At 69.8% G+C, this 13,073-nt stretch carries 13 protein-coding genes; 7 read left to right on the top strand and 6 right to left on the bottom strand.

Translation table 11 applies throughout. The features are described 5' to 3' along the window. Positions 1-105: 105 nt before the first annotated feature. Entirely contained in the window at positions 106-1,215 is a 1,110-nt protein-coding gene (locus IBL26_RS12655; protein ID WP_187784855.1) for a TRAP transporter substrate-binding protein, read from the bottom strand. Between the two features lie 476 nt (positions 1,216-1,691). After that, positions 1,692-2,105, bottom strand: a complete 414-nt coding sequence (locus tag IBL26_RS12650) for a zinc-ribbon domain-containing protein (protein WP_187784854.1) — start codon at positions 2,103-2,105, stop codon at positions 1,692-1,694. A gap of 112 nt (positions 2,106-2,217) precedes the next feature. Between IBL26_RS12650 and IBL26_RS12645 the strand changes: the two genes are divergently transcribed. From IBL26_RS12645 to IBL26_RS12630, 4 genes are read left to right on the top strand one after another with little or no spacing between them, the layout of a single operon-like run. Beyond that, positions 2,218-2,904, top strand: coding sequence for a cell division ATP-binding protein FtsE (locus IBL26_RS12645; protein ID WP_187784870.1), 687 nt, complete (start codon positions 2,218-2,220; stop codon positions 2,902-2,904). Beyond that, positions 2,897-3,757, top strand: a complete 861-nt coding sequence (locus IBL26_RS12640) for a cell division protein FtsX (protein ID WP_187784853.1) — start codon at positions 2,897-2,899, stop codon at positions 3,755-3,757. Before IBL26_RS12645 ends, IBL26_RS12640 begins: the two co-directional genes overlap by 8 nt. Next, the gene (locus tag IBL26_RS12635) at positions 3,754-4,368 is read left to right on the top strand and encodes a YdcF family protein (protein ID WP_187784852.1); all 615 of its coding nucleotides are present in this window, start codon (positions 3,754-3,756) and stop codon (positions 4,366-4,368) included. The genes IBL26_RS12640 and IBL26_RS12635 overlap by 4 nt, the downstream gene beginning before the upstream one ends. After that, positions 4,365-5,150 carry a lysophospholipid acyltransferase family protein gene (locus tag IBL26_RS12630; RefSeq protein WP_187784851.1) on the top strand — a complete coding sequence of 262 codons (786 nt, stop codon included), beginning with the start codon at positions 4,365-4,367 and terminating at the stop codon, positions 5,148-5,150. Before IBL26_RS12635 ends, IBL26_RS12630 begins: the two co-directional genes overlap by 4 nt. Positions 5,151-5,413: 263 nt before the next feature. On the opposite strand, the gene IBL26_RS12625 is transcribed toward IBL26_RS12630, so the two are convergent. Beyond that, positions 5,414-6,061: a gamma-glutamylcyclotransferase gene (locus tag IBL26_RS12625; RefSeq protein WP_241749317.1), complete on the bottom strand. Its 648-nt coding sequence runs from the start codon at positions 6,059-6,061 to the stop codon at positions 5,414-5,416. A 49-nt stretch (positions 6,062-6,110) separates the two neighbouring features. Here IBL26_RS12625 and IBL26_RS12620 point away from each other — a divergent pair, with 49 nt between their 5' ends. Further along, positions 6,111-7,145 carry a DUF2125 domain-containing protein gene (locus tag IBL26_RS12620; protein WP_187784849.1) on the top strand — a complete coding sequence of 345 codons (1,035 nt, stop codon included), beginning with the start codon at positions 6,111-6,113 and terminating at the stop codon, positions 7,143-7,145. 450 nt (positions 7,146-7,595) lie between these two features. On the opposite strand, the gene hemJ is transcribed toward IBL26_RS12620, so the two are convergent. From hemJ to hemH, 3 genes are read right to left on the bottom strand one after another with little or no spacing between them, the layout of a single operon-like run. Continuing rightward, the gene (hemJ, locus tag IBL26_RS12615) at positions 7,596-8,048 is read right to left on the bottom strand and encodes a protoporphyrinogen oxidase HemJ (RefSeq protein ID WP_187784848.1); all 453 of its coding nucleotides are present in this window, start codon (positions 8,046-8,048) and stop codon (positions 7,596-7,598) included. Next, a complete protein-coding gene (locus IBL26_RS12610) occupies positions 8,045-8,704 on the bottom strand; it encodes an HAD family hydrolase (RefSeq protein WP_187784847.1) in 660 nt (219 codons plus the stop codon). Before IBL26_RS12610 ends, hemJ begins: the two co-directional genes overlap by 4 nt. After that, complete coding sequence (hemH, locus tag IBL26_RS12605; RefSeq protein ID WP_187784846.1) at positions 8,701-9,813, bottom strand: ferrochelatase; 1,113 nt, start codon at positions 9,811-9,813, stop codon at positions 8,701-8,703. Before hemH ends, IBL26_RS12610 begins: the two co-directional genes overlap by 4 nt. Before the next feature lie 517 nt (positions 9,814-10,330). Here hemH and IBL26_RS12600 point away from each other — a divergent pair. Continuing rightward, positions 10,331-10,882, top strand: coding sequence for a nucleotide exchange factor GrpE (locus tag IBL26_RS12600; RefSeq protein WP_241749314.1), 552 nt, complete (start codon positions 10,331-10,333; stop codon positions 10,880-10,882). 252 nt (positions 10,883-11,134) lie between these two features. Continuing rightward, a complete protein-coding gene (gene dnaK, locus IBL26_RS12595) occupies positions 11,135-13,069 on the top strand; it encodes a molecular chaperone DnaK (RefSeq protein WP_187784844.1) in 1,935 nt (644 codons plus the stop codon). Positions 13,070-13,073: the final 4 nt, after the last annotated feature.

Below are 13,073 nucleotides of genomic sequence, written 5' to 3'. Positions count from 1 at the left end.
CCGGCACTCCGGCAGTGGCGAGTGACGCACTGGCGCCGCGGCCCGGGCGACAGAAAAGGCCGGGGAAGCACGCTTCCCTGGCCTTTCCCGGCAGCCCCGATTCGCTCAGCGCACCGTCTGGGCGGCGGTGAAGGCGAAATTGTCGAAGGAATTCTCGGCGACGCGGAACCACTGGAACTGGTCGTCGCGGAACTTGCCGTAGGAGTCCCAGATCTTCTTGAACATCGGGTTCTTGGCGCTGGTCTCGGCATAAAGGTCGTTGGTGGCCTTCCAGGCGGCGGCCATTACCTCGCGCGGCCAGGGGCGCAGCTGGGTGCCGGCGCCCACCAGGCGGCGCAGCGCCAACGGGTTGCTGGCGTCGTAGCGCGCCGTCATGTCCAGGTCGCACTCGGCGCAGGCCACTTCCAGCGCCGCCTTGTAGCTGGCGGGCAGGGCATCGAACGCCGCCTGGTTGGCCATGAAGTGCAGGCGCGCGCCCGGCTCCCAGAAGCCCGGGAAGTAGTAATAGGGGGCCACGCGGTTGAGGCCAAGCTTCTCGTCGTCATGCGGGCCGACGAATTCGACGGCGTCGATCGAGCCACGCTCCAGCGCCGGGTAGATGTCGGCGGCGGCAATCTGCGTGGGCACCGCGCCCATGCGGGCGAAGACCTCGCCCGCCAGGCCGGCGATGCGGAACTTCAGGCCCTGGATGTCGGCCAGCGACTTCACTTCCTTGCGGAACCAGCCGCCCATCTGGGCGCCGGTGTCGCCCGCCGGGAAGTTGACGATGTTGTAGCCCTTGAACAATTCGGCCGCGAGTTCCTTGCCGCCGCCATGGCGGTACCAGGAATTCTGCATGCGGGTGTTCAGGCCGAAGGGCACGGCGGTGAAGAAGGCGAAGGAGAAATCCTTGCCGGTGTAATAGTACGGGGCCGTGTGGGCCGCCTCCACCGTGCCAGCCTGCACCGCGTCCAGCGCCTGGGCGGCGCCGACGATCTCGCCGGCGGGGAAGCAGCGGATTTGGAACTTGTTGTCCGTCAGCTGCGCCACGCGGCGGGCGATGCCTTCCGGCGCGCCCCACAGGATATCCAGGTTGCGCGGGAAGCTGCTGGTCAGGCGCCAGCGGATGTCCGGGGTGCTGTTGGCCACCGCGGGCTGCGCCAGGGCGGGCGTGGCAATCGCCAGGGCAGCCGGCGCGGCAGTGGCGGCGGCGCCGAGCAGGGCACGACGGTTCATGAGCGTTTCTCTCCCGGATCAGACGCGGTGTGGCCTCGGTCTTAGGGGAAGCCCGAACAGCACGGAAGCAGCTTTCTGAAGCGATGATACCGGAGATGGTGGAAATACGCTTCGGATCGTGCGCGGGAGCTTCAAGTGGCGGAATATTGTAATGCGTTTGGATTGGTTTTGCCCCGGTGGGACGAGCCTCGTCCAGCGTGCGATCGGGTCGTGAAGCAAGGCCGGGGAAAGAATTCCCCGGACCCGTTCTTTTCCTTCTACAAGTTTGACGAAGCGCTTTGGGACTGAAGCGGGCGCTGCTTGATGATTTTAAATATAGGCCACGCGAGCTGAACCCTCAGTCGCTGGGGGTCTAGGACCTCCGGCGCACCCAGCCGTATCTTCAGGTGCACCCCTTCAACAGGCACGCCCCGAAAACTCGAAAAAGTAAAAGAAGGGGTCCGGGGAATTCCTTCCCTGGCCTTCCTCCCACGCCCTCAGTGCAGCCCCAGCGCTAGGAACAGATGGGCTGCCGGTGGCCAGGCCTCGATCACCGCCGCCCGGTGATAGACCAGCGCCGCCCCGGCCCCCACCAGCACGGCGAGGGATGCCGCCCAGGCCAGCACCGGCGCGGCCAGCGAAGCGCGCGGGCTGCGGGCCGGGGCGGAGACGGCGGGGGGGCGGCCTGGTTGGAGCTGTGCTGGCGTAATGGCGCGGGGCGCGGGCGGCAGCACGGGTTGCGGCGGCGGTGGGGGAGGGGCGGGGTCCGGCGTGGTTTCGGTGTCGGGCTGCCAGAGCGCGTGGCAGCGGACGCAGCGCACCGGCTGGCCGGGCTTCAGCAGCGCATCCGGCACATCATAGGCAGCGGCGCAGGCGGGGCATTCGAGGCGCATGCCCATCGCTATGGCCAAGGCTTGCATTCCCTGCAAGCGAAGAGAATCGGCCGGCGGGGTGCTGGCTGAAACAGAGTGTCGCCAGACTCCGGGTGGCGGCGCGGGCCACATCATGGCATTCCCCTGCGCCATGGTGCGCTTCACCGCCGTTGGCCTGCGCTACCCCTCGCCCACCGCCCCCCAGGGCGTGGAGGAGGGGCCGGAAGCCCTGGCCGACCTGACCTTCACCCTGCCGGATGGCAGCTTCACCTGGCTGCTGGGCGCCTCGGGCGCCGGGAAGTCCTCGCTGTTGCGGCTGATGCATCTGGCACAATTGCCGACGCGCGGCACGCTGGAGGTGCTGGGCACCACCGTGCGGGCGGACCGGCGGGCGGAACTGCCGGCGCTGCGGCGGCGCATCGGCGTGGTATTCCAGGATTTCCGGCTGCTGCCCTACCTCTCGGCCTTCGACAACGTGGCGCTGCCGCTGCGACTCGCCGGCCGTTCCGAATCGAGCGCGCGGCCGGACGTGACGGAGATCCTCCGCTGGGTCGGGCTGGCGGGGAAGGAGGCGTCCCTGCCGCAGCAGCTTTCGGGTGGCGAGCAGCAGCGCGTGGCCATCGCCCGCGCGGTGGTGACGCGGCCGCAGCTGCTGGTGGCGGACGAGCCGACCGGCAACCTCGATTCGCACCAGGCCCGCCGGCTGCTGGCCCTGCTGACGGAGATGAACCGGCTGGGCACCACCGTCGTCGTCGCCACCCATTCCGAGGAACTGGTGGCCAATTTCCCCGCGCCCTCGTTGGTGCTGGATGCCGGCAGGGTGGTGCATCATGGCTAGGCGGGCCCGTTACGCGCGTGATCCGCTCGGCCTGCGCCGGGCGTTGTCGGACCGGTTGCTGCCCGGGCTGGTGGCGGCGATGGCGCTGCTGGCGGCGCTGGCGCTGGCCGGCAGCCGGGGGGCGGAGGCGTTGAAGGACCGCTGGCAGGCCGGTGCCGCCGCCGCCGTGACGGTGCAGCTGCCGCCGGAGCAGGCGGTGCAGATGGACCAGGCCCTGGCCGTGCTGCGCGCGATGCCGGAGGTGCAGAGCGCCGAGGCCGTCAGCGCCGCCCGCATGAAGGAATTGCTGCGCCCGTGGCTGGGCGAGGTGCCGGCGCTGCCCTTGCCCGCCGTGATCGAGCTGCGGCTGGTGAATGCCGCCATCGACCCCGCGCCCCTGGCCAACCGGTTGTCCGAGACGGTGCCGGGGGCGGAGCTGGAGGCGCATGGCATCTGGGTCTCCCGCCTGGCGGCGCTGGCGAGCTCCGTTCAGGGCGTGGCGCTGGCGGTGCTGGCGCTGGTGGCCGGCGTCGCGGTCGCGGTGGTGGCGGTGGCCACCCGCGCCGGCATCGCGGCGCGGCGGGAGGCGATCGAGATCTTCCACGACCTGGGCGCGACGCAGCGGGACATCGCCGGGCGCTTCGCCCGCCGCATCGGCTTGCTGGCGGCCGGCGGCGCGCTGGCCGGCGCGGCGCTGGCGGTGCCGGCGCTGGCCGCGCTGTCCTCGATGGCGGCGCCCTTCGCGGGGGGCGAGGTGATGCCTTGGACCGCCTTGCCCTGGCTGGACCTGGCCTTGCTGCCGCCCTTCGCGGGCATCATCGGTTGGGCCACGGCGCAGTACAGCGTGCGCCACTGGCTGCGGCGGCTGCCGTGAAGCGGCTGTGGTGGCTGCCGGCCGCGCCGGTCCTGGTGGTGCTCGCGGGCTTCGCGCTGTTCTGGGGGCAGAGCCGGGCGCGCCCCGACCTGCCGCTGCGCCATACCGACGGCATCGCCGTGCTGACCGGCGGGCCGGAGCGGGTGGAGACCGGCCTGCGCCTGCTGGCGGAGGGCCATGCGGACTGGCTGATCGTCTCCGGCGTCGGCCGCAGCGCGGAGCTGGGGGACCTGGCCCGCACCAACAACGTGCCGCCGGCGGCGCTGCCGGGGGCTTCCACCCAGGCGCCGCCGCCGGGCAGCACCACGCCGGGCGTGGCCACCCCGGCCATCACGCTGGGGCGCGTCGCCACCAGCACGCGCGGCAACGGCCAGGAAATCGCCGAGTGGGCGCGCGAGAAGAACATCGGCTCCCTGCGCGTGGTGACGGCGGCCTACCACATGCCGCGCTCGCTGCTGGAATTGCGCCGCAACCTGCCGGACGTCATTCTGGTTCCGCACCCGGTACAGGCAACCGGCCCCCGGCCTGGGCTGTTGCTGCGCGAATATGCCAAGTTGATTGGCGCCTTCTTCGGCCTCTCCGCCCTCAAACCCGACGCCCCGCCCCGATGACCGCTTCCGCCGCTACCCTGGACCCTGCACCGACGGGCCTGCTGACCCTGTTGCGTTCGGCGCTGTTCAACGCGCTGTTCTTCGTCCTGACCGCGCTGTGCGTGCTGGGCGGCATGTTGCTGCTGCCCTTCCCCCGGCGCTGGGCGCGCCGCTACGTGAAGGGATGGGCGTACCTGATCCTGTGGGTGCTGCGCGTGGTCTGCGGCATCCGCCTGCGGGTGACGGGGATGGAGAACCTGCCGCCCGGCCCGGCGGTGATCGCGGCCAAGCACCAGTCGGCCTTCGATACCGTCGTCTGGCTGGCGCTGTTGCCGGACCCCGTCTACGTGCTGAAGCAGGAGCTGCTGCGGATTCCGGTGTGGGGCACCCTGGCGCGCAAATACGGCGCCGTGGCGGTGGACCGTGCCGGCGGCGCCAGCGCGCTGAAGCGGATGGTGCGGGAAGCCAGCGCCGCCGCCGCCGAGGGCTCCCAGATCATCATCTTCCCCGAGGGCACCCGCACCGCCCCTGGCCAGCGCGTGCCGTACCTCCCCGGCGTGGTGGCGCTGGGCGCGGCGGTCGGCCGGCCGATCGTGCCGGTGGCGACCGATAGCGGCATGTTCTGGGGCAAGCGCGCCTTCGCCAAGCGCCCGGGCACGTTGACGGTGGCCATCCTGCCGCCTTTGCCGCAGGGCCTGCCGCGTGCCGTGCTGCTGGCACGGATGCAGGATGTGATCGAGACGGAGAGCGAAAGGCTGCTGCCGCCGGGTTATGCCCGGCTTGTGGATAATTCTGTGGGATAACGCGCGGAAGGCATTGGCAGGCCTTTGCAAGGACAGGTCCTAAAGCCCTGCAACGCTTCGATTCCTGCGGTGCGAAAGCCTGAAAAACCAAGCCGCAGCGAGACGATTTTTTCTCTAACTCATTAGAAAATAAGGATTTTCATCCTTCGTTCCTGTGGATGGGTCGCAGTGTGTCGCCCGGGCCACAGGGAAGGGCGGAAGCCGATGTGGATAATTTTCCCGCTCCAACCGGCCTGTGGGCAAAATTGTGCCCAACCAGCCGCTTACCTCACCGGCAGCAAGGCCGCGACGCGGTCCAGCCCGGCATCGCGCACACCCATCTCGCGCAGATGCGCCACCGTGTTCAGCAGGTATTCGCGGTTCGGCCCCATGATGCCATGGCCGCGCGCGATCGCCGCCGCCATCGCCTCCGGCGTCAGGCTGGCGCAGTAGGCGGCGGCGCGGCGGTCGGCCACGAAGGCGACGGCCTGCCTGGTCTCACCACTGTCCAACAGCCGCAGGGGCACCCGGCGGCGGTGATACACGCCGCCGGTCATCTCCCGCTCATCCAGGTAGGCGAGCACCTCGGCCGCCTGCGCGGCCGCCACGCGGAAGGCGACGCCACGGCAGGCGCCGCCCTTTGCCAGGCCCAGCACCAGCCCCGGTGCCTCCGGCGTGCCGCGGTAGGAGCGGGACCAGATGCAGAAGCGCCGGTGGAAGCCGCGCAGCAGCGCCGGGTGCTGGCCCACATGCGCGAAGCCCGGCTTCCAGATCAGCGAGCCGTAGCCGAACACGTAGAGATGCCCGTCCGGGTCCAGCAGCGCGGCGTCCGAGGCGGACAGGCCGGGCCAGACAGGCTCCAGCGGCGCCTGTGGAAGCGGGTCCTGGTTCGGTGTGGCCGGGTTCGTCAGCGGAGCCATGCGCGCGGGCATGTCACGCGCTATATCCCCAGGCGTGAGCACCCGGAAGCCGCAAGCGGGCATGTCGGCCCCCGCGATCCCACATCAGCCGCGCCGCCGGCGCCGTTGGCCCCTGTTCCTGCTGCTGGCGGTGGTGGCCCTGGCCGGCGCCCACGCGGCGGCGCTGTCCTGGATGGCCGGGCAGATCCAGCAAGGGCTGGAGGCCTGGGCGGCCCAGCGCCGCGCCCAGGGCTGGCAGGTGGAATACGGCCCGCCCCAGCGCGGCGGCTGGCCCTGGGCGGCCAGCCTTCGCCTGCCGGGCTTCGGCCTCGCCACCGGCTCCGTGGCCTGGCAGGCGGAGGCGGTGACGCTCTCGGTCTCGCCCCGGGCGCTGAACCTGCTGCACTGGTCGGCCGAGGGCGCGCAGCAACTGGCGCTGGCCGGGCCCTCCATGCCGCTGCGCACCGCCAGCCTGCAAGGCGAGGTGCTGCTGAACGGCCAGGCCCCTCCCACCGCCGGCAGCGTCCGGGCCGAGTCGGCGGAGTTGCAGACGTCCATCGGCACCATCCTGCTCCCCACCGCCCAACTGGGCTTCGATGCCCCCGCCGGCCAGCCGCTGGGGCTGACGCTGCGGATACGCGGCCTGACGCTGCCGGATCACCTGCTGCCCCCCAGCCCCGCCTTCGGCCCCCGCATCGATGACCTGACGCTGGATGCCGCCATTTCCGGCCCGCTGGACGCAGCCGGCCCGCTGCCCCGCCGCGTCGCGCTGTGGCGCGATGCCGGCGGCCGGGTAGAGGTGAAAGGCCTGACGCTGCGCTGGGGCCCCACCGCCGTCAGCGCCGCCGCCAGCCTGGCGCTGGACGACGCCCTGCAGCCCAGCGGCGCCGGCACCGTGCGCGTGGCCAACCCCACCGCGACGCTGGATGCCCTGACCGCCAGCGGCGCCATCCCCACCCGGACCGCCTACACGGTGCGCCGCGTGCTGCCGCTGCTGACGCGTCTGGACCCCGGCGGGGGCTCCCCGGTGATCGAACTACCGGTGGCGGTGCAGGACCGGACCCTTTCGGTGGCCCGCTTTCCGCTGATGCAGCTTCAGACGGTGGAGTGGCGCTGAGGGGCGGGTCTTCTTGCCCGGCCGTTGATTGAGAGGGGCGCTGCCCCTCTCAAACTCGCCCTGCCGCAGGCCTGAGGCCTTTGGGAACCCATTTTCAGGAGTGCCTTGGCGGGGTTTGTCGCTGTGTTTGACAGTGTGATCGTCGCAGGCTGGATCGACCAACGATGTTCATCGTGCGGTCGGACATGGTTGAAGCACGGCAGCTAAAAATAGCTGCGGCGTGCATGCATCAAGATGCTGTTTTATAATAGTTTATAGAAGAATCGGTGCGCCGGAAGTGGTGGCCAGGAGCCGGGCGGAAAGTGCCAGGGGCATGTCAACCGACTGCGAAGCAACAGCTCGGCGCAGAAGAAACCGTCCAGACCAAAGGCAAAAACACCCAGCGGGGTCCGGGGTGGACTTTCCACCCCGGCGGGGGCCGGGGGCAGCGCCCCCGGAGCGCAACGCCCCTCAGAACGGGCGAACGATTACCATGATCACGATCACCACCATCAGCACCGTCGGCACTTCGTTCGCGAAGCGCCAGTAGCGCTCCGAGTGCTTGCGCTCGTCCCGCTCAAAGGATTTGCGGGCGGCGGCGAGGTGGCCGTGCAGGCCGGACATCAGCAGCACGCTCAGCAGCTTGGTGTGCCACCAGCCGGCCGACCAGTCGATGACGCCGGGCGTCAGCACCAGGCACAGGCCAAGCAGCCAGGTGGCGGCCATCGCCGGGTTGATGATGGCGCGCAGCAGGCGGCGCTCCATCACCTTCAGCATCTCGCTGCGGTCGGAGCCGGCGGGGGCGGGCGTGTGGTACACGTAGAGGCGCGGCAGGTAGAACATCCCTGCCATCCAGGCGATCACCGAGATCAGGTGCAGCGCCTTGACCCAGGGATAGACGCCGGCCAGCGCGTCGATCGTCATGCGGCGATGCCCAGCAGGCGGGGCAACTCGGCCATGCTGTGGAAGGGGCGGGCGCCTTCCGCTTCCAGCAGGGCGGGCGGCGTCTCATGCGCGAAGCCCATCACGCGGCAGCCGGCGGCGATGCCGGCGCGGGCGCCGAGGGCGCTGTCCTCCACCACCACGCAATCGGCCGGGGCGGCGCCGCAGGCGGCGGCGGCGGCCAGGTACATATCCGGCGCCGGCTTCGGGCGCGGCACGTCCTGCCAGGAAAACACGCGCGGGCCGAACACCTCGGTCAGGCCGAGCCCGGCCAGCTTGGCCGCCAGCTCCTCCCGCCCCGAGTTGCTGGCGCAGGCGACGGGGATGCCGGCGGCCACCAGGGCACGCACCACGGCCACGGCACCCGGCATCGGTGGCGTTTCCTGCTTCATGCGGCGGGCGATGAGCTGGGAGAGCTCGTTCCCCCACTCGCGCGGCAGGGGGCCGACCTGCTGCTCGACCACCGGGACCATGTCGGGGATGGAGCGGCCGAGGAAGATACCCTTGCACTGCTCGGCGCTGAGGGGCCAGCCGCGGGCGGTCAGGTCCTCGGCCACCAGGGCGTTCACCAGCATTTCGCTGTCGGCCAGGACGCCGTCGCAGTCGAACAGCACGGCGGCGGGGCGGGGGTGGTTCATGCGGCGACCTTCCGGGGCGTGGCCGGCGCTTTTACCCCGGTATGCGGGCAGCCGGAATGCACCTTCGGGCATTGCCGCCCGCCGGCGAAGGAGCACAGCGTGCGCGCCCCCGCATCCCGTAGCCGCAGCACCAAGCCGGAGAGGGCGCTGATGAAGGCCGGGTCGCTGTTCTGCGCCGGGGCGCGGAAATAGCCGGGTACGCCCAGCTTGTGGGCCAGTTCCTTGTACTCGACATCCAGCTCCACCAGCGTCTCCGAATGCTCGGAGACGAAGGCGATGGGGTGGACCAGCACGGCCACCTTGTCGTTCGCCGCCTTCTCCAGCGCCTCCTCGGTCGAGGGGCCGAGCCATTTCTGCGGCGTGACGCGGGACTGGTAGCAGAGCTGGTGGTCCAGCCCCTCGATCCCCAGCTGCGCCGCTACGGCGGCCACGCTGCGCTCCACCTGCCACTGGTAGGGGTCGCCCTGCTTAACGATCGTCTCCGGCAGCCCGTGGGCGGAGAACAGGATGCGCAGCTTCTTGCCGCCCTGCACCTGCGGCAGCGCCTCGTCATACGCCTTGCGCAGCATGGCGGCGGTGGCGGCGGCGAAGGCGTCGTCCGAATGCCAGCAGCACAGTGTGCGGGTGGGCAGGGACAGGCCGATCTTGGCGCAGGCATCGTTCCAGGCGGTGATGGAGGAGCCGGTCGTGGTGGTGGAGAATTGCGGGTAGAGCGGCAGCAAGACCACCTCGTCCGCCCCCCATGCCTGCACCGCCTGCGCCGCGGCGTCCGAGAACGGATGCCAGTAGCGCATGGCGACGAAGCAGCGGCTCTCGGCCTCAGGCATGTCCCGCGCCAGGGCGTCCTGCAGCGCGGCGCCCTGTTCCTCCGTCAGCGGCAGCAGCGGGGAGCGGCCGCCGAGGATGGCATAGTTCTCGCTCGCGGCCTTGGTGCGGCGGTAGGCGATGAACTTGCCCAGGGGCTTCCGGATGAAGCCGGGCATCCGCAGGATGGCCGGGTCCATGAACAGGTTTTCCAGGAACGGGCGCACCGCCTCGGGGGAATCAGGCCCCCCGAGGTTGAACAGCACGATGGCAACACGCGGGCGGGGGGCGGAGGAGAGCTGCATGATGGGGTGGAAATGACACCGGAGGCGCCCGGGTCAAGGTGCCGCATGCCGCTGGCATCGCCTGGGGATGCAATTGGTGGATGCATGGGGTTGCGCGGATGAGGAAGGGAAGGCCGGGGAAGGAATTCCCCGGGCCCCTTGTTTTCTTTCTGCGAGTTTGGCGTTGGCGCTGCCGGGCTGGGAGCGGACGCGGCTTTATGGTTTTCAATATGGCGTCCCGCGGGCTGAACCTTCAGTTGCTGGAGGTCCAGGACCTTCGGCGTATCCAGCCGTCTCCGAGGACCGCGTCCTCCGGCAGCCACCGCCGCAAAACTCGAAAACAGAAAGATTGGGACCCGGGGAGTTCCTTCCCCGGCCTTCCTTCTCCCACCGATCTCCAGCGGGGGTCACGCGTTCACAGGGCATCTCCCCTTCCGCGCGTGGCTCGCATAACTTGTTCCGGGGCGTTGCAGCCCCTAGGTGTCGTGCCTGACCGGGTCTGCCCGGACCCCCCATGACCATGAAGAATGATCACCTGATGAACGAGCATACGACCCCGCCGGAGGCCACCGAAGCGCAGCCGCAGCAGCCCGCCGACACCCTGGCCCGCATTGCGGAGCTGGAGGCCGAGGTGGCGCAGCTGAAGGATCGCTGGCTGCGCTCGGAGGCCGAGATGCAGAACCTGCGCACCCGCACGAAGCGGGAGGTGGACGAGGCCCGCCAATATGCCGTGACGAAGTTCGCGCGCGACGTGGTGGAAGCGGCCGAGAACCTGCGCCGTGGCCTGGATGCCCTGCCGGCGCCGCAGGACGATGAGCCGGAGCTGCTGGCCAAGCTGCGCGGCGGCTTCGAGGGTGTGGAGCGCGCCTTCGTCTCCGTGCTGGAGCGCAATGGCGTGGCGAAGCACGACCCCGCCGGCCAGCCTTTCGACCCTGAGCTGCACCAGGCAATGGCGCAGCAGCCGCCGCCGGAGGGCGTGGCCGCCGGCACCGTCATCCAGGCCTGGACCCCGGCCTGGACGCTGAATGGCCGCCTGCTGAAGCCGGCCATGGTGGTGGTGGCGGGCGAGGGCGTCTCCGAGACCGCCTGACGGCCCAGGTGGCCCCAAGCCTGGGCTTGGGCGCCGCCTGATCCGGGTGCAGTCGCTCGGGCTGCACAATTTTTACGCATGGCCCGCATGCCGCCCTTGTCCGGCGGCGTGCGGACCAATACATCGGGGGCCGAGCCGCCTTTCCGGGTCTGGAAGGGCCGGCCCCCACCCCATCCGCTACGTAAGCAAGCCGGGGATGGGCGCGGCGCCTCTCGATATGGGCCGCCCCCGTCCGCCAAAAGGAGAATTCGGATGAGCAAAGTTATCGGCATCGATCTGGGCACCACCAACAGCTGCGTCGCCATCATGGAGGGCAGCGAGGTCAAGGTGCTGGAGAACGCCGAGGGCGCGCGCACGACGCCGTCCATGGTCGCCTTCACCAAGAATGGTGAGCGTCTGGTCGGCCAGGCCGCCAAGCGCCAGGCCGTGACCAACCCGACCGACACGCTGTACGCCGTGAAGCGCCTGATCGGCCGCCGGTTCGACGACGCCATGGTCAAGAAGGAAGCGGGCCTGGCCCCCTTCAAGATCATCCGTGCCGACAATGGCGATGCCTGGGTCGAGGCGGGCGGCGAGAAGCAGGCGCCGCAGCAGATCAGCGCCAACGTGCTGACCAAGATGAAGGAGACGGCCGAGGCCTATCTCGGCGAGAAGGTGACGCAGGCCGTCATCACCGTCCCCGCCTACTTCAACGACAGCCAGCGCCAGGCGACCAAGGAAGCCGGCGCCATCGCCGGCCTCGAGGTGCTGCGCATCATCAACGAGCCGACGGCCGCGGCGCTCGCCTACGGCATGGACAAGAAGCACACCGGCACGATCGCTGTGTACGATCTGGGTGGCGGCACGTTCGACGTGTCCGTGCTCGAGATCGGCGATGGCGTGTTCGAGGTGAAGTCCACCAACGGCGACACCTTCCTCGGCGGTGAGGATTTCGATCAGCGTGTGATCGATTACCTGGCCGACGAGTTCAAGAAGGAGAACGGCATCGACCTGCGCGGCGACAAGCTCGCCCTGCAGCGGCTGAAGGAAGCGGCCGAGAAGGCCAAGATCGAGCTGTCGAGCGCCAAGCAGACCGAGATCAACCTGCCCTTCATCACCGCCGATGCCTCCGGCCCGAAGCACCTGGTCCTGCAGCTCTCCCGCGCCAAGCTGGAAAGCCTGGTGGACGACCTGGTGACGCGCACGCTGGAGCCCTGCAAGCAGGCGCTGAAGGATGCCGGCCTGAACGCCGGTGAGATCGACGAAGTGATCCTGGTCGGCGGCATGACCCGCATGCCCAAGGTCATCGAGGCGGTGAAGCAGTTCTTCGGCAAGGAGCCCGCGCGCAACGTCAACCCGGATGAGGTCGTGGCCATCGGCGCCGCCATCCAGGGCGGCGTGCTGAAGGGCGACGTCAAGGACGTGCTGCTGCTGGACGTGACGCCGCTGTCGCTGGGCATCGAGACGCTGGGTGGCGTGTTCACCCGCCTGATCGACCGCAACACGACGATCCCGACCAAGAAGAGCCAGACCTTCTCCACCGCCGACGACAACCAGACCGCGGTCACCATCAAGGTGTTCCAGGGTGAGCGCGAGATGGCGGCGGACAACAAGCTGCTGGGCAACTTCGACCTGCAGGGCATTCCGCCCGCGCCGCGTGGCGTGCCGCAGATCGAGGTGACCTTCGACATCGACGCGAACGGCATCGTCTCCGTCCAGGCCAAGGACAAGGCCACGGGCAAGGAGACGCAGATCAAGATCCAGGCCAAGTCCGGCCTGTCTGACGCCGATATCGAGCGGATGGTGAAGGACGCCGAGGCGAATGCCGAGGCGGACAAGAAGCGCCGCGCGGCCGTCGAGGCGAAGAACCAGCTGGAAGCGCTGATCCACTCCACGGAGAAGTCGCTGAAGGAGAACGCCGACAAGATCGGCGACGCCGAGAAGGGCGAGGCCGAGGGTGCCCTGGAAGCCGCGCGTTCCGCCAAGGACGGCGACGACCTGGACGCCATCACCAGCGCGACCGAGCGCCTCTCCGCCGCCGCGATGAAGGTGGGCGAGGCCATCTACAAGGCGACGCCGCAGGAAGGCGCGCCGGAAGCCGGTGCCCAGCAGGGTGCGCCGGGCGGCCAGGGCCAGTCGGCCAATGGCGAGAAGGTGGTCGACGCCGAATTCGAGGAAGTCGACCCGAGCAAGAAGAAGCCCAGCTGAACGC

It is taken from the genome of Teichococcus aerophilus (genome assembly GCF_014490485.1).
Taxonomy (GTDB): Bacteria; Pseudomonadota; Alphaproteobacteria; order Acetobacterales; family Acetobacteraceae; genus Pseudoroseomonas; species Pseudoroseomonas aerophila.
The sequence above is the reverse complement of the archived record's forward strand: the minus strand, read 5'-3'. Positions and strand labels throughout refer to the sequence as shown.